This window comes from Flavobacterium covae, from assembly GCF_001534645.1.
Taxonomy (GTDB): Bacteria; Bacteroidota; Bacteroidia; order Flavobacteriales; family Flavobacteriaceae; genus Flavobacterium; species Flavobacterium covae.
In genome coordinates this window covers 1,625,530-1,650,352 of sequence record NZ_CP013992.1, presented here as the reverse complement: position 1 = coordinate 1,650,352, position 24,823 = coordinate 1,625,530, and the positions used below count along the sequence as shown (strand labels likewise).

General features: G+C 30.1%; 19 protein-coding genes and 1 other RNA gene. 13 read left to right on the top strand and 7 right to left on the bottom strand.

The window, feature by feature from the left end; genetic code table 11:
• Nucleotides 1-5 precede the first annotated feature (5 nt).
• The 3 genes from AWN65_RS07320 to aroB all read right to left on the bottom strand — a co-directional run bounded on the left by AWN65_RS07320 (nucleotide 6) and on the right by aroB (nucleotide 3,637).
• The gene (locus tag AWN65_RS07320) at nucleotides 6-980 is read right to left on the bottom strand and encodes a deoxyhypusine synthase family protein (protein WP_060382558.1); all 975 of its coding nucleotides are present in this window, start codon (nucleotides 978-980) and stop codon (nucleotides 6-8) included.
• A gap of 34 nt (nucleotides 981-1,014) precedes the next feature.
• Nucleotides 1,015-2,415: a type III PLP-dependent enzyme domain-containing protein gene (locus tag AWN65_RS07315; protein ID WP_014164206.1), complete on the bottom strand. Its 1,401-nt coding sequence runs from the start codon at nucleotides 2,413-2,415 to the stop codon at nucleotides 1,015-1,017.
• Nucleotides 2,416-2,581: 166 nt separating this feature from the next.
• Nucleotides 2,582-3,637, bottom strand: coding sequence for a 3-dehydroquinate synthase (aroB, locus tag AWN65_RS07310; RefSeq protein ID WP_060382557.1), 1,056 nt, complete (start codon nucleotides 3,635-3,637; stop codon nucleotides 2,582-2,584).
• A gap of 95 nt (nucleotides 3,638-3,732) precedes the next feature.
• On the opposite strand from aroB, the gene AWN65_RS07305 reads away from it, so the two are divergent.
• The 3 genes from AWN65_RS07305 (at nucleotide 3,733) to pdxH (ending at nucleotide 7,009) form a co-directional block, all read left to right on the top strand.
• Nucleotides 3,733-4,902 (top strand): proline dehydrogenase family protein, encoded by a 1,170-nt coding sequence (locus AWN65_RS07305; protein WP_060382556.1) that lies wholly within the window; start codon nucleotides 3,733-3,735, stop codon nucleotides 4,900-4,902.
• A gap of 66 nt (nucleotides 4,903-4,968) precedes the next feature.
• On the top strand, nucleotides 4,969-5,874 hold the full coding sequence (locus tag AWN65_RS07300) for a ribonuclease Z (RefSeq protein ID WP_060382555.1): 906 nt from the start codon (nucleotides 4,969-4,971) through the stop codon (nucleotides 5,872-5,874).
• 490 nt (nucleotides 5,875-6,364) lie between these two features.
• A complete protein-coding gene (gene pdxH / locus AWN65_RS07295) occupies nucleotides 6,365-7,009 on the top strand; it encodes a pyridoxamine 5'-phosphate oxidase (RefSeq protein WP_060382554.1) in 645 nt (214 codons plus the stop codon).
• Nucleotides 7,010-7,442: 433 nt separating this feature from the next.
• Here the strand turns inward: pdxH and rnpB are convergent.
• An RNA gene (gene rnpB, locus AWN65_RS07290) (RNase P RNA component class A) lies at nucleotides 7,443-7,758 on the bottom strand.
• Nucleotides 7,759-7,910: 152 nt separating this feature from the next.
• Between rnpB and dnaX the strand changes: the two genes are divergently transcribed.
• The 7 genes from dnaX (at nucleotide 7,911) to AWN65_RS07255 (ending at nucleotide 17,544) form a co-directional block, all read left to right on the top strand.
• Nucleotides 7,911-8,996 carry a DNA polymerase III subunit gamma/tau gene (gene dnaX, locus AWN65_RS07285; protein WP_060382553.1) on the top strand — a complete coding sequence of 362 codons (1,086 nt, stop codon included), beginning with the start codon at nucleotides 7,911-7,913 and terminating at the stop codon, nucleotides 8,994-8,996.
• Nucleotides 8,997-9,193: 197 nt separating this feature from the next.
• The gene (locus AWN65_RS07280; protein WP_060382552.1) at nucleotides 9,194-9,631 is read left to right on the top strand and encodes a hypothetical protein; all 438 of its coding nucleotides are present in this window, start codon (nucleotides 9,194-9,196) and stop codon (nucleotides 9,629-9,631) included.
• A gap of 410 nt (nucleotides 9,632-10,041) precedes the next feature.
• Complete coding sequence (clpB, locus tag AWN65_RS07275; RefSeq protein ID WP_060382551.1) at nucleotides 10,042-12,648, top strand: ATP-dependent chaperone ClpB; 2,607 nt, start codon at nucleotides 10,042-10,044, stop codon at nucleotides 12,646-12,648.
• 352 nt (nucleotides 12,649-13,000) lie between these two features.
• Entirely contained in the window at nucleotides 13,001-14,488 is a 1,488-nt protein-coding gene (gene glpK / locus AWN65_RS07270) for a glycerol kinase GlpK (protein ID WP_060382550.1), read from the top strand.
• Nucleotides 14,489-16,042: a glycerol-3-phosphate dehydrogenase/oxidase gene (locus AWN65_RS07265; RefSeq protein WP_060382549.1), complete on the top strand. Its 1,554-nt coding sequence runs from the start codon at nucleotides 14,489-14,491 to the stop codon at nucleotides 16,040-16,042.
• Between the two features lie 5 nt (nucleotides 16,043-16,047).
• A complete protein-coding gene (locus AWN65_RS07260; RefSeq protein ID WP_060383854.1) occupies nucleotides 16,048-16,758 on the top strand; it encodes an MIP/aquaporin family protein in 711 nt (236 codons plus the stop codon).
• A 195-nt stretch (nucleotides 16,759-16,953) separates the two neighbouring features.
• Nucleotides 16,954-17,544, top strand: a complete 591-nt coding sequence (locus AWN65_RS07255) for an RNA polymerase sigma factor (protein WP_060382548.1) — start codon at nucleotides 16,954-16,956, stop codon at nucleotides 17,542-17,544.
• 227 nt (nucleotides 17,545-17,771) lie between these two features.
• Here AWN65_RS07255 and AWN65_RS07250 read toward each other — a convergent pair whose 3' ends face one another.
• Nucleotides 17,772-18,431 (bottom strand): endonuclease III domain-containing protein, encoded by a 660-nt coding sequence (locus AWN65_RS07250; RefSeq protein WP_060382547.1) that lies wholly within the window; start codon nucleotides 18,429-18,431, stop codon nucleotides 17,772-17,774.
• Nucleotides 18,432-18,464: 33 nt separating this feature from the next.
• Between AWN65_RS07250 and bcp the strand changes: the two genes are divergently transcribed.
• Nucleotides 18,465-18,923 carry a thioredoxin-dependent thiol peroxidase gene (bcp, locus tag AWN65_RS07245; protein WP_060382546.1) on the top strand — a complete coding sequence of 153 codons (459 nt, stop codon included), beginning with the start codon at nucleotides 18,465-18,467 and terminating at the stop codon, nucleotides 18,921-18,923.
• 212 nt (nucleotides 18,924-19,135) lie between these two features.
• On the opposite strand, the gene AWN65_RS07240 is transcribed toward bcp, so the two are convergent.
• Nucleotides 19,136-19,720: an acyl carrier protein phosphodiesterase gene (locus AWN65_RS07240; RefSeq protein ID WP_060382545.1), complete on the bottom strand. Its 585-nt coding sequence runs from the start codon at nucleotides 19,718-19,720 to the stop codon at nucleotides 19,136-19,138.
• Between the two features lie 98 nt (nucleotides 19,721-19,818).
• Between AWN65_RS07240 and glmM the strand changes: the two genes are divergently transcribed.
• Together glmM and AWN65_RS07230 are read left to right on the top strand one after the other, a co-directional pair.
• A complete protein-coding gene (gene glmM, locus AWN65_RS07235) occupies nucleotides 19,819-21,207 on the top strand; it encodes a phosphoglucosamine mutase (RefSeq protein ID WP_060382544.1) in 1,389 nt (462 codons plus the stop codon).
• 405 nt (nucleotides 21,208-21,612) lie between these two features.
• On the top strand, nucleotides 21,613-23,289 hold the full coding sequence (locus AWN65_RS07230) for an amino acid permease (RefSeq protein ID WP_174647506.1): 1,677 nt from the start codon (nucleotides 21,613-21,615) through the stop codon (nucleotides 23,287-23,289).
• 262 nt (nucleotides 23,290-23,551) lie between these two features.
• On the opposite strand, the gene AWN65_RS07225 is transcribed toward AWN65_RS07230, so the two are convergent.
• Nucleotides 23,552-24,559: an IS256 family transposase, variant Zn-binding type gene (locus tag AWN65_RS07225; protein ID WP_424959246.1), complete on the bottom strand. Its 1,008-nt coding sequence runs from the start codon at nucleotides 24,557-24,559 to the stop codon at nucleotides 23,552-23,554.
• Between the last annotated feature and the right edge of the window lie 264 nt (nucleotides 24,560-24,823).

Here is a 24,823-nt window from a genome sequence, read left to right as displayed (position 1 = left end):
TTTTTTTATTGACCTAAAACGTATGCGAAAATTAGTGGAGCAACAATAGTTGCGTCAGATTCAACAATGAATTTTGGAGTCGTAATATCTAATTTACCCCAAGTAATTTTTTCATTAGGAACAGCACCAGAATAAGAACCGTAACTAGTAGTTGAGTCTGAAATTTGACAGAAATAACTCCAGAAAGGAACGTCGTGCATTTCCATATCTTGGTATAACATAGGAACAACACAAATAGGGAAATCACCTGCAATACCACCTCCTATTTGGAAAAATCCTATTCCTTTTCCTTCGCAGTTTTTAGTGTACCAATCAGCTAACCACATCATGTATTCTACACCGCTTTTCATGGTAGTTGCTTGAAATTCTCCTTTAATGCAATAAGAAGCAAAGATGTTGCCCATTGTACTGTCTTCCCATCCTGGTACTACTATTGGTAAGTTTTTTTCAGCAGCTGCCACCATCCAAGAATCTTTTGGATCAATTTCATAATATTGTTCTAATACACCAGAATTAATCATTTGGTACATGAACTCATGAGGGAAATATCTTTCGCCTGATTTATCTGCTTTGTTCCAAATATCAAATAAATGTGATTGTAAACGACGGAATGCTTCTTCTTCAGGGATGCAGGTATCTGTTACACGGTTGTAGTGATTTTCTAATAGATCCCATTCTTCTTGTGGTGATAGATCTCGGTAATTGGGCACTCTTTTATATGAATTATGAGCAACAAGGTTCATAATATCTTCTTCTAAGTTAGCACCAGTACATGAAATGATGTGTACTTTGTCTTGACGTATCATTTCTGCTAATGATTTGCCTAATTCAGCAGTACTCATAGCTCCTGCTAAAGTAATCATCATCTTACCATTGTCTAACAAATGTTCTTCATATCCTTTGGCTGCATCTACTAAGGCTGCTGCATTGAAATGAAGATAATGTTTTTCAATAAATTGACTAATAGGTCCTTTACTCATTTTTATTTATTGTTTGTGTTTGTATTTTTTGTGATTATTTTTTATTGTATCCTAGGATTTCTAAAATTTCTTCTGCTTTTTGTTCTTCTGAGAAAACTTCTGTTGCAAAAATGCCATTTTTGTCCTTATCAATTAAAATGTGTTTAGGTTGTGGCAAAATACAGTGATGTAAACCTCCATGTCCTCCTATAGTTTCTTGATAGGCACCTGTGTTGAAAAAACCGATATATAAGGGCTTTTCTTTATTGTATTTAGGTAGATAAATTGCATTCATGTGCTGTTCAGAATTATAATAATCATCACCATCACATGTTAAACCTCCTAGGAGTACTCTTTCGTAAGTGTCATTCCAGCGGTTTACGGCTAGCATGACAAAGCGTTTGTTAATTGCCCATGTATCAGGAAGAGTTGTGATAAAAGAAGAATCTATCATATTCCAGTTTTCTCTATCGTTTTGTTTTTTTTGATACAATACCTGATAGATAGCTCCTCCTGCTTCTCCAACTGTAAAGGATCCGAATTCAGTAAATATATGAGGAACAGGAACTTCTGCTTCGTCACAAGCAATTTTAATTTGATTCAATATTTCATCTACCATGTATTGATAATCGTATTCAAAAGCTAATGAATTTTTGATAGGAAATCCTCCTCCAATGTTTAAACTATCTAAAGTAGGACATTCTTTTTTTAGATTAATGTAAACCTTCATACATTTTAATAGTTCATTCCAATAATAGGCAGTATCACGTATACCAGCATTAATAAAAAAGTGAAGCATTTTTAATTCAACTTTTTTATTGTCTTGAATGTTTTTTCTATAAAAAGGGACAATGTCTTTATAACCTATCCCTAAACGAGAGGTGTAAAATTCAAATTTAGGTTCTTCTTCGGCTGCTATACGGATTCCTATTTTAAATTTACCGTCTATTTCTTCTTGTAATAGGTCTAATTCTTCAAAATTATCAATTACAGGAACTGTATTTCTATGTCCATTGTTGATTAATCGGGCAATATTGGTTACATATTGTCCGCGTTTAAAACCATTGCAAACAACAAAAGTGTTTTTATTGATTCTTCCATCTTCCATTAATTTTTCAACAATATTAATGTCAAAAGCAGAAGAGGTTTCAATGTGAATATTGTTTTTTAAAGCTTCATTTAAAATAAATTCAAAATGTGAACTTTTAGTACAATAACAATAATAATATTTTGCCTCATATCCATGTTTTTCCATGGCATTACGAAACCACATCTTGGCTTTGTTGATATTTTGAGAAATTTTAGGTAAATAAGTAAACTTTAGAGGTGTTCCGTATTGTTCCACTAATTTCATTAGGTCAATACCATGAAATTGTAGGTGATCTTTGCTTAAAGTGAACTCTTCTTGAGGAAAATAAAATGTTTGATTGATTAAGTCGAAATATTTTGTATTCATTTAGCTATAAATAAATTGTAATTAAAATTAATAAAAAAACTCTATACAATTTATTCAAATACGAATATTCGCAAAAATGATTTCTAGTTCGGTGTAAAGGGGTTCATCCATGCTGGCAAAAATAAAAAATAATAGCTTTTTACTCCAAAGAAAATTTTTAAAAAAATCAATTTTTATAATCATTAAAAGCAGCCAGAATTTCAGAGTGCTCTACTGTTTGATTTATTACGCATTGACCGATAGAATTTAGAAGACTAAATTGTACTTTTCCAAATTCGTTTTTCTTGTCATGAATTAATAAATTGATAATAAAATTAATTTCATCAGAATCAAAAGAAATAGAATCGTATATGCCACAGATTAAATTTTTTATTTCTAGATATTCATCTGCTGATAAAAGCTTTTTTTTGAATGATAAAAAACTTTCTAATATCATACCGCAAGCAATAGCTTCTCCGTGGAGTAATCGTTCTTTGTTAGAATGTTCTAAAAAAAAAGTTTCGATTGCATGTCCTAATGTATGCCCAAAATTAAGCGTTTTTCTAATGCCTATTTCTCGAGGATCTTGTTCCACAATTTGTGCTTTTATAGTTACTGATTCCTTAATTATTGAATCAAAATCCTGAAAATTAATAGAAGAAAGATCTTTAAAACGATTCCAGTGATTTTTGTTAGCAATAAGCCCATGTTTGAGCATTTCTGCTAAACCTGAGCGGAGTTCTCTTTGTGATAAAGATTGTAAGTAATAGGAATCAATTAATACCATATTAGGTTGTGTAATCGTTCCAATTTGATTTTTGAGTCCGCCTAAATCAATTCCGTTTTTACCTCCAATGGAAGCATCTACCATAGAGAGTAAGGTTGTGGGAATATTTATAAAAGAAAGACCTCTTTTAAAAGTAGAGGCAATAAATCCTCCCATATCTGTAATAACCCCTCCGCCTATGTTAATAATTAAACTTTTTCGATCAGCACCTAATTCAGTTAAAGCTTCCCATATATTCACGCAAGTTTCAATTGTTTTATTTTCTTCACCTGCTTCTAGTTCTATTATTTCTAAAGATAGTTCAGTTTCTAATTTTGGTAAAAAATAAGGAAGGCAATATTCATTAGTGTTTTCATCTACAATAATGAAAATTTTTGAAAATTTATTTTCTTTTAGAAAATGATTTAATACATAATAATCATTATTTACAAAATATACTGAAAAAGGAGCCTGCATTTTTTTGAGAATTAAGTTTTTGTGCAAAATAAAATAAAAAATACTATATAAATTATGAAGTCATGACTTTATATTTGCATAAGAAAAAAAATAAGATGGAAAAAATATTTGACAATACACAAAATGCTTTTAGTTTAAAAAGCGATACAGAGTTGGAAAGGGCTCATTTTTTGTTTAAAGTAATTGATTCTGAGCCTTTAGTGAAAATAGGGACAGCCGTTACTAATTTTGCTCTAAAAGCAAAATTGCCAGTAGAAGGATTAATTAGAGCTACTGTGTTTGATCATTTTTGTGGAGGAGTATCAGAAGATGATTGTATTCCTGTAGTAGATAAAATGTTTACGAAAGGAGTTTCATCAGTTTTAGACTACTCTGTAGAAGGAAAAGAAGATGAATCGGCTTTTGATGATGCAATGAATAAGACGTTAAAAATTATTCTTTTTGCTAAAGAAAAAAAAGCGATTCCTTTTGCTGTTTTTAAACCTACTGGCTTCGGGCGATTTGAATTGTATCAAAAAATAGGGGAAAGAGAAGAATTAACAGAGTTAGAACAGGCAGAATGGAAGCGAGTAGAAGAACGTTTTGATAAGGTATGTAAGTTAGCTTATGAAAATGATATTGCTCTATTAATTGATGGAGAAGAAAGTTGGATGCAAGATGCTGCTGATAATTTAGTAGCTCAAATGATGCAAAAATATAATAAAGAAAAAGCCATCGTATATAATACATTGCAAATGTATCGTTGGGATCGTTTGGGGTATTTAAAAAAATTACATGCTCAAGCTGAAAAAGAAGGATTTCATATAGGAATGAAATTAGTTCGAGGAGCCTATATGGAAAAAGAAAATGCAAGAGCGCAAGAAAAAGGCTACAAGAGTCCAATATGTGAATCTAAACAAGCAACAGATTATAATTTTAATGATGCAGTAGCTTATATGATGGAACATATAGATAAAATGGCCATTTTTGCAGGAACTCATAACGAAGAAAGTTCATATAAGCTAATGGAAATAATGGCACATAAAGGAGTCGCTAAAAATGATTTTAGAGTTTGGTTTGGTCAATTATACGGAATGAGTGATAATATTAGTTATAATTTAGCAGCGAACGGGTATAATGTTGCTAAATATTTACCTTTTGGCCCAGTTAAAGATGTAATGCCTTATTTAATAAGAAGAGCCGAAGAAAATACATCAGTAGCAGGTCAAACAAGTAGAGAACTCACACTGATAAAAAAAGAACGAAACAGAAGAAAACAAAAATAAAAATATTGCAGCTCCATATATCGTATGATTTTAAAGCTGCAATGTTTGTTATATTTTATGAATTAGATGAATTTAACTATTTTAGGTTGCTATGCTGCTACACCTAGGACATTTACCAATCCTACATCGCAGGTTTTAGAAATTAATAATCGTTTATTTTTAATTGATTGTGGAGAGGGAACACAAACACAATTGAGGAAAAATAAAATTCGATTTACGGCTATTAATCACATTTTTATTTCTCATTTACACGGAGACCATTTTTATGGACTGATAGGGTTAATCTCTACTTTTACCTTATTAAACAGACATAACCCACTCACGATTTATGGACCTGTAGGTATAAAAGAAGTTATTAAATTACAATTACGTTTAGCAAACTCATGGCCTCAATATGAATTGAATTTTGTAGAACTTAAATCTAAAAAAACAGAAATTATATACGAAGACAAAAAAGTAATAGTACGAACAATTCCTTTGAAACATAGAGTTTATACCAATGGTTTTTTATTTATAGAAAAAGAAAAGGAACGAAAACTAAATATAGATAAAGTACAGGAATATCAGATAGAAAGTTGTTATTTTCAAAATATTAAAAATGGACGAGATGTTGTTTTAGAAGATGGACGTGTAATTTCAAACCAAGTTCTAAGTCTTGATCCTCCTAAGCCCAAAAGCTACGCTTTTTGTTCTGATACAATATATGATGAAAGTATAGTACCTATCATAAAAGGAGTACAAGTCCTTTATCATGAGTCTACGTTTTTAAATGGAGAAGAACATATTGCTGAAAAAACAATGCACTCAACAGCTCAACAAGCAGCCTTAATAGCTCAACAAGCTAATGTAGAGAAATTAATTCTAGGACATTATTCTACTCGATACGAATCTATAAAACCTTTTAAAAAAGAAGCAGAAGCAGTATTTAAAAATGTCTTATTAGGAGATGATGGTGCTTGTTTTGAATTTTAAATAAAATTCTTCTAAATTAATAGTAAGAAAAAAACTATATTAACCATCGTTATTAGAAGATAAGTAACAATAGATTTATTCTGAGAACTTCCATCAAGTTTAAATCTATACCATTAACCTATCTGAATAAAATGAAATATTAGATTTAGTTAATGGTAATTTTAGATAAAAAATTTTTAAATCTAAAAAAGTACTCCATTTATGATTTTAGTACGTGGAAAATTTTAGTATACTTTATCTGTCGTAAAATAAAGATTAAAATAAAATTTAGGATAAATTAAGAAGTTTATTCTATACTGAAGAATCATTTATATTATCAATACAGAAATATAAAGAAACAATAGCATACAGCTATAAAACCAAAGTCGCTTGAAATAAAAATAAATCATGATACAAAGTAAGTTTGTAGAATAAAAAAACTTTGAATTGTTAAAAATAATAAGTTTGTATTTCTTACACAGTAAAAAAAATAACAACTGAATTAGCAAAAATGGAAGATTTAAGTAATTATAGAAAAGTATATCAAAGGAGTGAATTATTAGAAGAAAACATTCCAGAAGACCCTATAAATCTTTTTCATCGTTGGTTTCATGAGGTAGAAGAATTTGGGGGAGTAGATGAAGTAAATGCTATGACGATTTCAACAATAGGACTAGATGGGTTTCCAAAAGCAAGAGTGGTTTTGTTGAAAAGATACAATGAAGAAGGTTTTGTTTTTTATACCAACTATTTATCAGAAAAAGGGAAAGCAATTACAGCAAATCCAAACGTATGTCTTTCTTTTTTTTGGCATTCAATGGAGCGTCAAGTCATTATAAAAGGAATAGCTCAAAAAATTTCACCTTCTATCTCAGATGCTTACTTTGATTCAAGACCTAGTGGAAGTAAATTAGGTGCAATAGTTTCAAAACAAAGTGAAGTAATTCCAAGTAGAGCCTTTTTAGATCAAAAATTACATAAATTAGAAATAGATTTAAAAGGAAAAGATATTGTTCGACCAGATTATTGGGGAGGATTTCTAATAGAACCTAAAGAAGTAGAGTTCTGGCAAGGACGTCCAAATAGGCTACATGATCGTATTAGGTATCAATTAAAAGAAGAATTTAATTGGGAAATTAGTCGATTATCCCCTTGAAAATAACTCATAACGTAAGTTTTTTCTTACTTTTTAAAATAAAATATGCTTTTTATCGATTTTATTTGTAATTTAATCGAAACTTGTTTTATATTTGTAACAGAAATCAGAACAACATTTGTTTTTAGACCTTTAAAAAATCTGAAAATAAATTCATGATAGTTTAGTTTTTTAGTTTGTTTATTTGATTGAGAAGTGCCTCTTATCCCCAAGAATAGAGGTGCTTTCTTTCATTTTATAGAGCTATTTAAAAGAAGATATTGTAAGAATGTTTGTTTAGTATACACTCATTTCATTTAGTGTGGTAAAAGTCAATTTTGAAAATTTCAAAGTTGGCTTTTTTTATAAATATCAGAATTATAAATTATCTCTCTATTGACTTTGATTTTTTTTACTTGAATAAAAAAGAGAGTGTAAAGGTGGGAGTAAAATAAAAAAAAGCAGACCTGTAAGCCGGATTCTGTACATAATAAATATGTCCTTATCATTTATCTAGTCAAATTATTGCTAATTTGATCCATCTGCCTACCCCTCAGCAACGGGCGAGCAACCCTTAACTACTGATATACATGGCATTTCACCGCATAGAGTTTACCTGATTTCACTACAGCATTATCTGTACATTCTTTCTGTTGCACTTGTCCTCCTCTGAATTATTTCAAAGTGACGGGTGTTACCCGCTACGCTTGCTCTATGGTGTCCGGACTTTCCTCCCTCTAAAAATAGAGAGCGATAAGGCGATCTGCTCTGCAAACTTATGAATAACTAATGATATAATTGCCAATTTAATTCTAAAAAATAAAATATTTTAGTTTTCATGTTTAAAGCAATCTGAAAATAAAAAAACTTCCTTTTGGAAACTATCGTTTTAATCTGTTATATTTGTAGCTCATTTTTGTCTATGGAACAGTTTATTGTATCAGCTCGTAAATACAGACCTCAAACATTTAAGGATGTTGTTGGGCAACAGGCTATTACTAATACTTTATTAAATGCCATTGATAATAATCATTTAGCTCAAGCGTTATTATTTACAGGTCCTAGAGGAGTAGGAAAGACTACTTGTGCTCGAATTTTAGCAAGAAAAATTAATCAGGAAGGATATGATGATCCCTATGAAGATTTTGCCTTTAATGTATTTGAGCTAGATGCAGCTTCTAATAACTCAGTAGATGATATTCGTAATTTGATAGATCAAGTACGAATACCACCACAAACAGGTAAATATAAAGTATATATCATAGACGAGGTGCACATGTTGTCAACTGCGGCTTTTAATGCTTTCTTAAAGACATTAGAAGAACCTCCTAGGCATGCAATATTTATACTTGCTACAACCGAAAAACATAAAATTATACCAACCATTTTATCTCGTTGTCAAATTTTTGATTTTAAAAGAATAACAGTTAAAGATGCCAAAGAACATTTAGCAGAAGTGGCAAGGAATCAAGGTATTATGTTTGAAGATGATGCTTTGCATATAATTGCACAAAAGGCAGATGGAGCTATGCGTGATGCTCTATCTATTTTTGATCGCGTGGTATCTTATTGTGGTAAAAATTTAACAAGAGCTGCTGTAACTGAAAATTTAAACGTACTTGATTTCGAGTACTATATAAAGGTAACAGATTTAATATTAGAAAATAAAATTCCAGATTTATTATTAGCTTATAACGAAATTTTAGCAAAAGGTTTTGATAGCCATCATTTCGTGGCAGGTTTAGCTTCCCATTTTAGAAATTTGTTAGTTTGTAAAAATCCAACCACTTTAATACTTCTTGAAGCAGGAGAACATGCACAAAAACTTTATGGAGAACAAGCTCAAAAAGCATCACAAGATTTTTTATTGCAAGGTATTGAATTAGCTAATGATTGTGATTTAAAATACAAAACCTCCCAAAATCAACGTCTTTTGGTTGAGTTGTGTTTAATGCAGTTAGCCTCTATCACTTTTGATGGAGAAAAAAAAAAGCTAACTCATTTATAATCCCACCTACTTATTATAGAAACTCTAGTTTTTCCATTACAGAGGTAAAACCAATTGTTGAAACGCCAAAAAATCAGCTCACCAATAAAGTAAATCTTTCAGGAAAAGAACTAAATAAAGAGCAAGTTTCTCCTGAAAAAAAAGAATCTAAGCCTGAAACTACCCAAGATATAGGGCCTAAAGTATCCTCTTTATCATTGTCAAGTATCCGAGTAAAAAAAGAATTAGAAGCTCAATTAAAACCAGAACAAAAGCATCATGATGAACTACCAGTAGAACCATTTACTGAAACCGAAATGCTAGAGCAATGGTTAAAGTATGCTCAAAAATTAGGAAACAAAGGATATAAAATTTTAGAATCCTTAATGCTCATTAATGATCCTATTTTAGAAGGAACTACTATTATTCATGAATTGCCTAATGAAAGTTCAAAAATAGATTTCGAAGGAGAAAAACATGATTTGTTAGGTTATCTAAGAGGAAAACTACATAACCATACTATTAATTTAGAGATTAAACTTAACGAAACCATTGAAACAAAAAAAGCATTTACAGCAGAAGAAAAATATCAATTAATGCGCGATATAAATCCAGCTTTAGATACCTTAAGAAAATTGTTTGATTTAGATGTTTGATATAAACTGAATTTTTATTAACACTATTTTGTTTAATTTTTTATCTCCAAAAGTTTTACTAGTGAAAGTATAACGTCATTTTTCATCACTAAAAAACATAGAAGCATACCAAAATAACGAACTCTTAAATATAAAATATTTTCTACCTATTCAAAAAAACAACATTTATCGTACTCATTTCGGTCAATTCGTTGTTGTTTTTTGCTTCTGATCTAATTTTTTTATAATCATCTACAAGAAAGATATAACTCTGTCATTTTGACTGTTTTGTGTAAGTTGTATGTTTAAATAAAAGACATTTTGTCTTAAGAATTGCAATGGAACATAAATTGTTTATTTTAAAACAAATAAAAGTTTAAAAATACTCCTAAGATTAAAACTAAAATGTTGAACTTGAAATTAAAACTAAAATGAACTTAAATAATTTAACAATTAAATCGCAAGAAGCCTTGCAAGAAGCCCAACAAATAGCACAAGGCAGTGGACAACAACAACTGGAAAATGAACACATTTTTAAAGGAATTCTAGAAGTAGATGAAAATGTAGCACCTTTTATACTAAAAAAACTAAATGTAAACGTAGAACTTTTTAAAAAAATACTAGAAAGTACAATTCAGAATTTTCCTAAAGTATCAGGTGGTGATCTAATACTTTCTCGTGAAGCAAACACATCATTAATTGAAGCAAATAACATAGCCAAAAAAAGAAATGATGAATATGTTTCAATAGAACATCTAATTTTAGCTATTTTCAAATCAAAAAGTAAAGTAGCTCAGATTTTAAAAGATCAAGGCGTTACCGAAAAAGGACTTGAAAGCGCTATTGCAGAAATTCGAAAAGGCGAACGAGTTACATCAGCATCAGCAGAAGAAACCTATAATTCATTAAATAAATATGCCAAAAACTTAAACGAATTAGCTAGAATTGGAAAATTAGATCCAGTCATTGGAAGAGATGAAGAAATAAGAAGAGTATTACAAATACTAACGAGACGAACAAAAAATAACCCAATGCTTATAGGAGAACCTGGAGTAGGAAAAACAGCCATAGCAGAAGGACTAGCATACCGAATAGTGGATGGAGACGTACCTGAAAATCTAAAAGATAAAATAGTCTATTCGTTAGATATGGGGGCTCTTATAGCAGGAGCTAAATACAAAGGAGAGTTTGAAGAACGTCTAAAGTCCGTTGTAAAAGAAGTAACTTCAGCAGAAGGAGATATTGTATTATTTATAGATGAAATACACACATTAGTTGGTGCAGGAGGAGGAGAAGGAGCAATGGACGCAGCGAATATCTTAAAACCAGCTTTAGCAAGAGGAGAATTAAGAGCTATTGGAGCTACCACTTTAGATGAATATCAAAAATATTTTGAGAAAGATAAAGCATTAGAACGTCGTTTTCAAAAAGTAAATATTGATGAACCTGATACAGAAAGTGCCATATCTATATTAAGAGGAATTAAAGAAAAATATGAAACACATCATAAGGTACGTATCAAAGACGACGCTATTATAGCCGCAGTCGAATTGTCTCAACGTTATATTACTAATCGTTTTTTACCTGATAAAGCAATTGATTTAATGGATGAAGCAGCTTCTAAATTGCGTATGGAAATCAACTCTAAACCAGAAGAATTAGATGTTTTGGATCGAAAAATTATGCAAATAGAAATAGAAATAGAAGCCATAAAAAGAGAAAATGATGAGGTTAAATTAAAAACATTAGGTTTAGATTTAGCTAACTTAAAAGAAGAACGAAATGATATCTTTATTCGCTGGAAATCAGAAAAAGATCTAGTAGACGCTATTCAAAATGTAAAACGAACAATAGAAGATCTAAAGCTAGAAGCCGAAAGAGCCGAAAGAGATGGAGATTATGGAAAAGTAGCCGAAATCAGATACGGAAAAATTAAAGAAGCTCAAGAAAAATTAAATAGCTTACAAAAAGAATTAAATGAAAACCAACAAGAAAATTCTTTAATAAAAGAAGAAGTTACGCAAGATGATATTGCAGAAGTAGTAGCTAAATGGACAGGAATACCAGTAGTAAAAATGTTGCAAAGTGAACGCGAAAAATTATTAAAACTAGAAGACGAACTTCATAAAAGAGTCGTAGGACAAGAAGAAGCAATACAAGCTATTAGCGATGCAGTACGCAGAAGCCGAGCAGGCTTACAAGATATTAAAAAACCAATTGGATCCTTTTTGTTTTTAGGTACAACAGGCGTTGGCAAAACAGAATTAGCAAAAGCATTAGCGGAATATCTTTTTGATGATGAAAACGCCATGACTCGTATTGATATGAGCGAATACCAAGAACGTCATAGTGTAAGTAGACTCGTTGGAGCACCTCCAGGTTATGTTGGATACGATGAAGGAGGACAGTTGACAGAAGCAGTAAGAAGAAAACCGTACTCTGTAGTATTACTAGATGAAATTGAAAAAGCACACCCAGATACTTTCAATATTTTACTACAAGTTTTAGATGAAGGTAGATTAACCGATAATAAAGGACGATTGGCCGATTTTAAAAATACCATTATTATAATGACCTCTAATATTGGAAGTCAAATAATACAAGAAAAATTTGAAAATTTAGGAGGATCCATAGAAGCTGCTACAGAGTTAGCAAAAATAGAAGTCTTAGGCTTGCTTAAACAAACCGTTCGACCAGAATTTATTAATAGAATAGATGAAATTGTTATGTTTACTCCATTAACCAATACTAACATTAAAGAAATTGTAGCCTTACAACTAAAAAGTGTAACCAAAATGTTAGCACATCAAAATATAACAATGGATGCAACACCTGAAGCAATTACCTATTTATCAGAAAAAGGATTTGATCCAGAATTTGGCGCAAGACCCGTAAAAAGAGTAATTCAAAGAGAAGTTTTAAACCAGCTTTCGAAGGAAATTTTAGCAAGTAAAATAACCACAGAAACTATGATTCTTTTAGACTGTTTTGATAATCATTTAGTCTTCAGAAATCAAGATGATATCAAAAAAAAATAATTATTTTAACAACAAAAAAATATAAAAAGAAGGATTCCTAAAAGAGAACAACTTAGTGTTAAGTTTCTTATTTTCACACTAAGAAAGAATCTAAACATAATAATATTTGATTCTTTATAGCTGCTCATTTTGCCTTAATTTCGATTTAAGTAAGATAATTAAATGAAGTTAAAATACAAAATGCTACCTTTTAGGATAACTTCTTTTTTCTTTAACTCCTAAAAACAATAAATTTCTCAGCTTGTAGCTTATTTAATAAAAAGTTAGAAAATAATAATAATAATATTTTTTGACATTTTTTTAAAAATAGATTTTGATTTTGTTATATTTGGTAAAACTATGCGTGCATATTATGTCAAATTATATATTATCATTAGATCAAGGAACTACAAGTAGCCGTTCTATTTTATTTGATTTAAAAGGAAATGTTGTAGCAGTATCTCAGAAAGAATTTTCACAAATTTACCCTATACCAGGTTGGGTAGAACATGATCCCATAGAAATTTGGGAATCACAACTTACAACTATTTTTGAAGTTATAAAAAAAGCACAAATTAAAATTTCAGAAATAAAAGCTATTGGTATTACCAATCAGCGTGAAACCACAGTATTATGGGATAAAAAAACAGGGAAGCCCATTTACAATGCAATTGTTTGGCAAGATAGAAGAACAGCTGTCTTTTGTGATGATTTGAAGTCTAGAGGTCTAAACAACATAATTCAACAAAAAACAGGTTTAGTAGTTGATTCTTATTTTAGTGGAACAAAGGTAAAGTGGATTTTAGATCATGTTGAAGGAGCAAGAACAAAAGCTGAACAAGGAGAAATTTTATTCGGGACTATTGACACTTGGTTACTTTGGAATCTAACTCAAGGTAAAGTTCATGTTACTGATGTTAGTAACGCAAGTCGCACCCTATTTTGTAATATTCATAATTGTGAATGGGATGAAGAATTATTGGAAATATTAAATATTCCGATGAGCATTTTACCCCAAATCTGTAGTAGTAGTGAAATTTACGGCTATACAAATGTTTTAGACGAAACAATTACTATTCCAATAGCAGGAATAGCAGGAGATCAACAAGCAGCCTTATTTGGTCAAATGTGCATTCAACCAGGAATGGTCAAAAATACATACGGAACAGGCTGTTTTATGCTAATGAACACAGGAGAAGAATTAATACCCTCTCAAAATCATTTGTTAACAACCGTTGCCTGGAAAATAAATGGAGTCACACATTACGCTTTAGAAGGAAGCGTTTTTATTGCGGGTGCCGTTGTTCAATGGTTACGAGATGGTTTAGGTATTATAGAATCTTCGGAAGATGTAGAAACATTAGCTGAAAAAGTATTAACCACAGAAGGAGTTTATGTAGTACCTGCTTTTGCTGGTTTAGGGGCACCTTATTGGAATCAGCATGCAAGAGGAACTATTACAGGATTAACAAGAGGAACTAAAGCAGCTCATATAGCTAGAGCTTCTTTAGAAAGTATAGCCTATCAAACACGCGATGTATTATTAGCAATGCAAGCAGATAGCCATATTTATATAAAAGAATTACGCGTAGATGGAGGTGCCACAGTTAATAATTTACTCATGCAATTTCAGGCCGATGTATTAAATAGCAAAGTAATAAGACCTATTATTACAGAAACTACAGCCCTAGGAGCTGCTTATTTAGCTGGTTTAGCCATTGGTTTTTGGAAAAGTATAGAAGAATTACAACAACAATGGCAAGTAGAAAAAGTATTTACCTCCACAATGGAACCTGAATTACGAAATTCTTTAAATGAAGGTTGGAAAAAAGCTATTAACGCATCCGTAGCATTTATATAAATGAATAGACAAGATCAAATACAAAAACTAAAATCTACTAATGATTTTGATATTATTATAATTGGAGGAGGAGCAACAGGATTAGGATGTGCCGTAGATTCTGCCTCTCGTGGATATAAAACATTATTAATAGAAAAAAATGATTTTGCCAAAGGAACTTCAAGTCGAGCTACAAAACTAGTTCATGGAGGAGTTCGATATTTAGCCCAAGGAAATATACGATTAGTAAGAGAAGCCTTATTAGAAAGAGGAAGATTATTAAATAATGCACCTCATGTTTGTAAAAAAGTGCCTTTTGTAATGCCTGCTTATCATTGGTATGATAAATGGTTTTATGGAATAGGATTATGGATATATGAACTGTTATCAAGTAAATTAAGTTTAGGAGTAACTCAATTCTTATCTAAAAAACAAACAAAAGAATATTTACCAGATTTAGAATCAAAAGATTTATTTGGAGGAGTACTGTATTATGATGGTCAGTTTGATGACAGTCGATTAGCAATAAATTTAGCACAAACAGCCGTTGAAAAAGAAGCAATAATTATTAATTATTTTGAAGTAATAGATTTTATAAAAGATAAAAAACATTTAAAAGGAGTTAAAGTAAAAGACGTGTTAACTCAAGAAGAATATTCCATTAGATCAAAAGTAGTGATTAATGCAACAGGCGTTTTTGCAGATGATCTCTTGTCTTTAGCTGAAAATACTAACTCTAAAACAATAGCACCATCTCAAGGAATTCATTTAGTTATTGATTCCTGTTTTTTTAAAGGACATCACGCCCTAATGATGCCTAAAACAGATGATGGTAGAGTTTTTTTTATCATTCCTTGGTATGATAAAATAATTTTAGGAACTACAGATACAGCGGTCGATAAAGTCTTAACCGAACCCTTAGCTCTAGAAGAAGAAATACAGTTTATATTAAAACATTTTAATAAATATTCCTCTCACAAGATAACTAAAAACGATGTTAAAAGTATATTTGTAGGATTAAGACCTTTAGTAAAAAAAGAAGATATAACTACAACCAAAGTAATGCCTAGAGATCATGAAATAACCATTTTACCATCAGGTTTAATTCATGTTATTGGAGGAAAATGGACAACTTATAGAAGTATGGCAGAAGATACTATAAATACAGCTATTCAAGCAGCTAATTTACCGTTTAAAAAATGCCAAACACAACAATTAAAAATACATGGTTGGACTCGTCTAAACGATTCTACTCATTTAACTATTTATGGAGCCGATATACCTAAAATAAAAGAACTATTAGTTCATAATAATGAACTTGCAGAATTACTTCATCCAAAATATCCTTACACAAAAGCAGAAGTAGTATGGTTTCTTCGTAACGAAATGGCTCAAACAATAGAAGATATTTTAGCAAGACGCATTCGGTTATTATTTTTAGATGCCTCTGCTTGCTTAGAATGCACAGATACAGTTGCCGAAATAATAGCCAAGGAAAAAAATATAACATTTCAAAGTATGGAAAAACAAATTAAAGAATTTAAACAATTAGCTAATCAATATTTAATAAAATAAAAATGATGAATCCTTTTTTAGCAGAATTTATTGGAACCATGATCATGTTACTACTAGGTAATGGAGTAGTTGCTAATGTGGTATTAAATAAAACGAAAGGACATAACGGAGGCTGGATTGTCATTACATTTGGATGGGCGATCGCTGTATTTGTAGGAGTTTATATAACCGCTTCAAGCAGTGGCGCTCACTTAAATCCTATTGTATCATTAGCTTTAGCCATTTTGGGTAAACTAACTTGGAAAGACATGTCATATTATATCTTATCTCAATTTTTAGGAGCTATGATGGGAGCATTATTAGTGTATTTAATTTATAAACAACACTATGATGAAACAGAAGATACTGGATTAGTAAAAGCTACTTTTTGTAATGAACCAGCAATTAGAAATGTTTTACACAACTTAATTTCAGAAATAATAGCCACCTTTGTTCTAGTCATAGGAATCTTGTTTTTAACAGGAGCAGAAAATTCTTTGGGTAGTTTAGACGCATTGCCCGTTGCTTTATTGGTTTTAGGAATAGGACTTTCATTAGGTGGAGCCACAGGATATGCTATTAATCCCGCACGAGATTTAGGTCCTCGTATCATATATGCTATTTTACCTATTAAACATAAAGATAATGCTGATTGGTCTTATAGTTGGATTCCTGTAATAGGACCTATTTTAGGAAGCATGTTAGCAGTTTTGATTTTTACGATACTTATCAAATAATAACTTTAAAAAGCATTCTGAACCTGCCTTTGTAAGAAAAAATATTTTTATAAAAATGTTAAAAAAAAATATTTTTTCTTCTTATAAAGAAAATAGTTATAAATTTGTGTTATAACATATAATATAGAGGCCTATAAAGCAATAATACTTTTAATTTTAGTTTTTTACCTGAATAACTTTTAAAAAGTATTGTTTATGACTACTACTATAATTCCAGATGCATTCTTAGTAAGGAGCTATATAGAAGGTAATGAGAATGCCTTAGCTCAATTGGTTGATCGTCATCAAACTAAAATTTACAGTTTTATATATTCAAAAGTACAAGATACTGAAATAGCAAATGATATCTTTCAAGATGTTTTCATTAAAGTAATCAAAACTTTAAAAGGAGGTGGAAAACATTATAATGAAGAAGGAAAATTTTTGCCTTGGGTTATGAGAATTGCTCATAATTTAATTATAGATACTTTTAGAAAAGAAAAGAAAATGCCTAAATATCGAGATACAGAAGAATTTTCTGTTTTTTCTCTGATTACAGATGGTTCGCCTAATATTGAAATGAAGATGATCACAGAACAAGTAGAAAATGATTTGATCCGTTTGATAGAAGAACTACCAGATGATCAACGTCAAGTATTAGAAATGAGAATATATGACGATTTGAGTTTTAAAGAAATAGCAGAAATAACAGGAGTTAGTATCAATACAGCTCTAGGTCGTATGCGTTATGCTTTACTTAATATGAGAAGAAGTATAGAAAAAAATAATATAACTTTAGCTAGTTAAAAACAATAAAAATAAAAAGTTTACGTTGTAATACAAATGATTATTTAATACTATTATGGCAAAACTTTACACGAAAAAAACATCTCGATTTTCTAAAATAATGCCAAAAAAAGAAACGGTAAATTTTATTTTGAGTTACTCAAGAGATTTAAAAATAATAAAAGTAGATGGTAAAAAAATTGAGTTAGTTACCAATTAATACTTGATTATGTAATGTTAAAGCATCCTTAAATAGGATGCTTTTTATTATATTCCTTGATAACACTACTTCTTCCAATCGTTTTAGTAATAATATCATTTTCAAGTTTCCAACCTCTTGCCGGAGAATATTCTCGACCATACCATATAATCTGCAAATGAAGATCATTCCACATTTCTTTAGGAAAAAGCCGTTTAGCATCTTTTTCAGTTTGTTGTACAGAAGAACCATCTGAAAGATTCCAGCGATACATTAACCTATGAATGTGAGTATCAACTGGAAAAGCAGGAATACCAAAAGCTTGACTCATAACAACACTAGCTGTTTTATGTCCCACCGCAGGTAAAGCTTCTAGCGCATCAAAAGAAACAGGCACTATTCCTTCATGTTTTTCAATTAAAATTTGAGATAATCCATAAATCCCCTTTGATTTCATAGGAGATAGTCCACAAGGTCTAATAATTTCTTGAATTTCCTCAACACTTAATTTAATCATATCGTATGGATTATCTGCTTTTGCGAAAAGAAGAGGTGTAATCTGATTAACTCTTACATCAGTACATTGAGCAGAAAGTAAGACCGCTATTAATAAAGTATAAGGATCTTTATGATCTAAAGGAATAGGTATAGTGGGGTAGAGTTCTTTAAGAGTATTAATTACAAAATTAACTTTTTCTGCTTTGTTCATTATTCTTTATTTTTACCAAAAATAAGTAAAACAATGACAAATTTAAAAATTGGAGATAAAGCTCCTGATTTTTCAGTTTTAGACGAAAATGGAAATTTGCATGAATTGAAAAATTATACTGGTAAAAAAATAATACTATTTTTTTACCCAAAAGCAAATACCCCAGGTTGTACTGCTGAAGCATGTGATTTAAGTAATAATTTTGAAAAATTTACCTCACTTAATTATGTTCTTTTAGGAGTAAGTGCAGATAACGCTAAAAACCAAAAAAAATTTTCAGAAAAATTTAGTTTCCCTTTTCCTTTATTAGCAGATGAAAATAAAGAAATAATTCAAGCATACGGAGTATGGGGGCCTAAAAAATTTATGGGAAAAGAGTTTGATGGAATTCATCGTACCACATTTATAATTGATGAAAAAGGATATATAGAAGATATCATCTTAAAAGTAAAAACAAAAGAACACGCATCTCAAATTTTAAAAACAGTTTAATTGTCTAAAGTATAATACAGAAAAATATCTTAACTTAATATTTTTCTGTATTATTTACATTAGAAGATGCTCTAAAAAGTTCTCTCAATCAGAAGAAAACATCTAAAGCAAGTTACATAATGCTTATAAATTGATTTTTTTAGCCAATAGGAAAACTAATATTAGATAATTACTTTCAAACAACTTCTATTTTTTTAACCATAATAAATTGTTTAAAAAGAAGCTCTTTTTAAATCAGACTCTTTCATTAGAATTTCAAAAAAAGCCGTAAATTCTTCTTCAAAAAGAAGATAAAACTCTTTTAGTTCACAAATTGCTTGCGGCATATTTACCCTATGTTGCGTTCTATAATCCATCTGTAAAAGAATCATTTCAATTCCTGTGAGTGTGCTATAACTTACAAGCCAATTATTAGCAATCATATAAGGAAGCATATTTTGCGTCTTATGAGTCAATAAATTATAATTGTCTTTTAGTAATTGATAAAAAGCATGAGCATATAGATCTAACGGTATAGAATGATAGCTGATCCAATTTTTTGCTAAAAAATGATCATAAAAAATATCCATAATAACACCAGCATAATGACCGTAATTTTTATGAAGCCTATGTTTACTCTTCCTATACAAAGGATGAGCATCTGTAAAAGAATCTATAAACCTATGCAAAAGAATACCTTTTTGAATTTCAATATCAAATTTGGTATACTCTTTTCCACGTATACCATCAGCCATGAAATTACCTATTTTAAGTAATTCATTTTCACCAGATAAATAAATATGAGCTAAAAAATTCAAAATTATTATGTTTTAATCATTTTAGAAGTGTTATAAATATAGTTTTTTTACTTAAATCTTTAAAGTATATTTGTTTTTTAATTATAAATATAACAAAAATGACTTTAATAAAATCAATATCAGGAATTAGAGGTACCATAGGAGGGAGCGTAGGCGATAATTTAACACCAGTAGATGCAGTAAAATTTGCTTCAGCTTACGGAACTTTCTTAAAACAAAATATTTCAAAAGATAAATTAAAAGTTTGTATTGGTCGTGATGCTCGTATTTCAGGACCTATGATTCATAACTTGGTTGTTAATACGCTAATAGGCTTAGGAATTGATGTAATTGATTTAGGGTTGTCTACTACCCCTACAGTTGAGGTTGCAGTACCTTTAGAACAAGCAGACGGAGGTATTATTTTAACCGCTTCTCACAATCCTAAACAATGGAACGCGTTAAAATTGTTAAATGCCAAAGGAGAATTTTTGAGCGGTTTAGAAGGAGCTAAAATTTTAGAAATTGCAGAAAAAGAAGCATTTGATTTTGCAAATGTTGACTCTTTAGGAAAAATTATAGAAAATAATGCTTACATGGATATTCATATTGATGAGGTATTAAACTTACCCTTAGTAGATGTTCAAGCCGTTACTCAAAAAAAGTTTAAAGTAGTAGTTGACGGAGTTAATTCTTCAGGAGGAATCATTATTCCTAAATTATTAGAAGAAATGGGAGTAGAAGTAGTCAAGTTATATTGCGAACCTAATGGTCATTTTCCGCATAACCCAGAACCATTAAAAGAACATTTAGCAGATATTTGTAAATTAGTGGTAGAAGAAAAAGCAGATTTTGGAATTGTGGTAGATCCAGATGTAGATCGTTTAGCTTTTATCTCTAATGATGGTGAAATGTTTGGGGAAGAATACACATTAGTTGCTATAGCAGATTATGTTTTAAGTAAAACACCAGGAAATACAGTCTCTAACATGTCCTCATCTCGTGCTTTAAGAGATATTACAGAAAAACATAAAGGAACCTATCAAGCCAGTGCAGTAGGAGAGGTAAATGTAGTAGAACTAATGAAAGCCACACAAGCCATTATTGGGGGCGAAGGAAATGGAGGAATCATTTATCCAGAAATTCACTACGGACGCGATGCGTTAGTTGGAGTTGCGTTGTTTTTAACTCATTTAGCTAATCAAAATAAAACAGTTGCCGAAATGAGAGCTGATTTTCCTCAATATTTTATGAGTAAAAACAAAATAGAATTGACACCTCAAATAGATGTTGATGGCGTAATGAACCAAATAGCAGAAAAATATAAAAATGAGAATATTTCAACAATTGATGGAGTAAAAATTGATTTTCCAACGGAATGGGTACACTTAAGAAAATCAAATACAGAGCCTATTATTCGTATTTACACAGAAGCACCTTCACAAAAAGAAGCTGATATTTTGGCGGAACGTTTTGTGAGTGAGTTAAAAGAATTAGCAGGTATTTAATTAATTGTATATATAAAAAAAATTCAAGCTATTTTTAGCAATAAATTTCAGTATTCAATCGTTTTCAGATCAAGATAACTTGTTTTATAGATAATATAAAAATATCGAATGAAAAAGATTGAATACTTTTTTATAATAAAATCGTAAAAGTTTGATTGTTTCTATTTTTTGAAAAAACAAAAAATTATAAGAAAATAAAATATTTGTTCTAAAAATATTTTTTAATAGTCTATTCTAAAAATCTTATCTCCGTTAGAAGTTAACTAAAAGTATAGTATTCTTTAGGATTAGAAAAACCGTTTCATAGAAAACCAAATAAAAACATAAAAAAAAATAGATAAATAAAAAAAAATCCGCAAGTTTTATATATTTGTTGATCTTAATAAAAAAAATCAATCAAAAAATATGTCATTAACACGATTATTTAGAAAAAAATCACTAGACGTAATCTTAAAACAGGGAGGTGATGGAGAACACTCAGGATTAAATAAAGTGTTAACAGTTAAAGATTTAACCTTTTTTGGGATTGCAGCTATTATTGGAGGAGGTACTTTTTCAGCTATAGGTAATGCCTGTTTTTCAGGAGGACCAGGTGTAATCTTGTTATACATTATCTGTGCTATAGCCTGTGGTTTTACAGCTATGTGTTATGCTGAGTTTGCTTCAAGAGTTCCTGTTTCAGGTAGTGCTTATACCTATGCTTATGTCTCTTTTGGAGAATTGTTTGCCTGGATCATCGGTTGGGCATTATTAATGGAGTATTCAATAGGAAATATTTATATTGCTTTTTCATGGAGTGGATATTTCACCAATCTTTTAGAATCCTTCGGATTACATTTGCCAGAATGGCTAACAATAAACTATAAATCAGCACATGTAGCTTTTTTAGAAAATAAGACAGGAGAAGGATACTTAGCTTGGCAAAATGCTCCAGAAATAGCAGGATTAAAAATTATTTTTGATATGCCAGCCGTATTGATAAACGTATTAATAACCTATTTAATTTATAGAGGAACCAGCGAGTCAAAAAATGTAAGCAATTTTATGGTATATCTAAAATTAGTTGTCATAGTACTAGTAATAGTAGTTGGCGCATTTTATATAGATATTGATAATTGGACTCCTTTCATGCCCAATGGTTTTAAAGGTGTTATGGCAGGAGTTTCAGCCGTTTTCTTTGCATACATAGGTTTTGATGCCGTTTCTACTTTAGCAGAGGAGAGTAAGAATCCTCAACATGATTTACCCAGAGGAATGATTTATTCATTAGTAGTTTGTACGATCGTATATATTATTTTAGCATTAGTATTGACTGGAATGGTAAAATATGACCTATTAGGAGTTAGTGATCCTTTAGCGGAAATTTTTGCATTAAAAGGAATAAAGTGGATGTTGTTTATTGTATCCATTGCAGCAGTAGCAGCTATGACTAGCGTTATGTTAGTTTTTCAGATGGGACAACCTCGTATCTGGATGACCATGAGTCGTGACGGATTAATGCCTAAACAATTTGCCTCCATACATCCAAAATACAAAACACCTGGATTTGCTACCGTGATTACAGGAATTGTTGTAGGATTGCCAATCTTTTTTACAGATGAAAATTTTGTTCTAGATTTTACTAGCATAGGCACTCTTTTTGCTTTTGTGTTAGTTTGTGGAGGTGTTCTTATGTTAGCACCTCATAATGACGAAGAAGCGAATGCTCCTACAAGAGGAAAATTTAGAATACCATATATAAATTCAAAATGGATTTTTCCAATTATAGTTATTTTATCTTTAGGAACCATAAACTTTCTATTACCTGATTATTTTAGCACCACACTCAGTTTAAATGAGGTTAATTTAGCAACAAACTTGCCTTTAATAGTATTTTTTATCTTTACTTTAATTATGACTGTTCTGTCTTTCTTAAAAAAATTATCACTTATACCTTTATTAGGATTAATATCTTGTTGTTATTTGTTAACAGGAATGGCAGTATCTAACTGGAAATGGTTTGGTATTTGGTTAGTAATAGGATTAGTTATTTATTTTTCATACGGATTTAAAAACAGCAAGCTTAATAAAAAGAAACTATAAAAATCTAAAACGAATATTAGAAAATCTACAAAAAAAGTTGTTCTTATTTTTAGAGAACAACTTTTTTTATGGTAATGTGGTCAAAAATGGTTGGTAATTTTTGATTTTAAATTGCTTATATTACAACATCAAATTGAAGAGGAAGTTGGCTCTGCTGAGGAGCAACCAACCAGCAATAAGTTTGATGATTATACGATAATTAAAGGATAGGTTTTAATCTATCCTTTTTTAATTATCGGTAATCAAATATGGCTGAAAAAACCTATTTTTCAATTTGATTTTTATAGTATAAATACCATCTTAAAAAGTTCTTCCTGTTTTTTATACTTAATCCTCTATGAATATTTAGATTGTCTTTCAAATGTCCAAAAAATGATTCAAGAGCATTAGTTGAATTTGGTATTTTATCATCTTTAAGATAGGTAAACATATGTGGTAATGCTTTTTTAATTACAGTAAATGATCTTCTAACCATTTTATGAGTATACCAATATTTTTTACTTTCGATTTTATATGATCTTTCATTAAGATAGTCTCTATATTTTTCTTCCCAATGTATAAGCTCTATTAACCATAATTGTCTTTTGTATTCAGAATTAATCTGATGGATTTTAATTATAATTTGCTTTAATTCAAAGCCTGATTTGTGTTTTGGATTGGCCGTGAGCCATATTTTACACATTCTTGAAATATGTACTAAACACCTTTGAAAAGCTATGTCAGGGCAAATATTTTGTATCGCTTTTAATACAGATTTATCACCATCAGAAGTAATACATTTTATAGTAATCCCAAGATTTAATAAATTTTGTAAATCTTCTGCAACTTCTTCATAATTTTCGTTATCAGTTATTCTATAAAGTTGAGTAGATTTTAAATGAAAATTTCTATAAACTACTAGACAAATATCATTAGGAAAATAAGTTCCATCAATCATAAGATAAACATCATCAGTGGAGCTAAACTCTAAAACAGGAGCTTTAGATAACATTTTAGAAAAATAACGTTGTAAAGTACTTTTACTGTAACCAGATTCAAGTGAAATTTTATCAAAAATATCTTTACCGATTATCCAGTTTTTAAACCAAATCTCTTTATTAGAATCTGAAACTGATTTATTATTTGAAGTAAATAATTGACCACAATCATTACACTTAAATCGTTGCTTATTTTCTCTTATTCCCCACTTTATCGTATTGAGGCTTTTACAGGTTGGACAACGCTTTTTTTTGAAGTTTTCATGAAATAAAAAAAGTTTATTGAAACTAATTTCAATAAACTTTCGTCAATATCATATTTTATAATGCTTTACAGCATTTTTACCAACCATTTTTGACTATTAAACCTTTTTTATGGGCTAAATGAATACCCTCTATAAAAACAATTAAAAGAATTGTCATACCATTTAAACTTTGAAATTTCCGCATAATACTATTTTTTACCTTGAGACTGTCCAAAAAGTTCGCAATCTTGTCATTTCGACCAAAGGGAGAAATCACATTGTTTGATTTAGACACTATCCTACAAAAGCAAC

Bases quoted from the DNA above. Each gene is read 5' to 3' on its own strand.
- AWN65_RS07255 (WP_060382548.1), top strand. From the start codon at position 16,954: ATGACTACTACTATAATTCCAGATGCATTCTTAGTAAGGAGCTATATA.
- AWN65_RS07305 (WP_060382556.1), top strand. From the start codon at position 3,733: ATGGAAAAAATATTTGACAATACACAAAATGCTTTTAGTTTAAAAAGC.
- AWN65_RS07320 (WP_060382558.1), bottom strand. From the start codon at position 980: ATGAGTAAAGGACCTATTAGTCAATTTATTGAAAAACATTATCTTCAT.
- AWN65_RS07250 (WP_060382547.1), bottom strand. From the start codon at position 18,431: ATGAACAAAGCAGAAAAAGTTAATTTTGTAATTAATACTCTTAAAGAA.
- glpK (WP_060382550.1), top strand. From the start codon at position 13,001: ATGTCAAATTATATATTATCATTAGATCAAGGAACTACAAGTAGCCGT.
- clpB (WP_060382551.1), top strand. From the start codon at position 10,042: ATGAACTTAAATAATTTAACAATTAAATCGCAAGAAGCCTTGCAAGAA.
- AWN65_RS07300 (WP_060382555.1), top strand. From the start codon at position 4,969: ATGAATTTAACTATTTTAGGTTGCTATGCTGCTACACCTAGGACATTT.
- glmM (WP_060382544.1), top strand. From the start codon at position 19,819: ATGACTTTAATAAAATCAATATCAGGAATTAGAGGTACCATAGGAGGG.
- aroB (WP_060382557.1), bottom strand. From the start codon at position 3,637: ATGCAGGCTCCTTTTTCAGTATATTTTGTAAATAATGATTATTATGTA.
- AWN65_RS07230 (WP_174647506.1), top strand. From the start codon at position 21,613: ATGTCATTAACACGATTATTTAGAAAAAAATCACTAGACGTAATCTTA.
- dnaX (WP_060382553.1), top strand. From the start codon at position 7,911: ATGGAACAGTTTATTGTATCAGCTCGTAAATACAGACCTCAAACATTT.
- bcp (WP_060382546.1), top strand. From the start codon at position 18,465: ATGACAAATTTAAAAATTGGAGATAAAGCTCCTGATTTTTCAGTTTTA.
- AWN65_RS07265 (WP_060382549.1), top strand. From the start codon at position 14,489: ATGAATAGACAAGATCAAATACAAAAACTAAAATCTACTAATGATTTT.
- AWN65_RS07315 (WP_014164206.1), bottom strand. From the start codon at position 2,415: ATGAATACAAAATATTTCGACTTAATCAATCAAACATTTTATTTTCCT.
- AWN65_RS07260 (WP_060383854.1), top strand. From the start codon at position 16,048: ATGAATCCTTTTTTAGCAGAATTTATTGGAACCATGATCATGTTACTA.
- pdxH (WP_060382554.1), top strand. From the start codon at position 6,365: ATGGAAGATTTAAGTAATTATAGAAAAGTATATCAAAGGAGTGAATTA.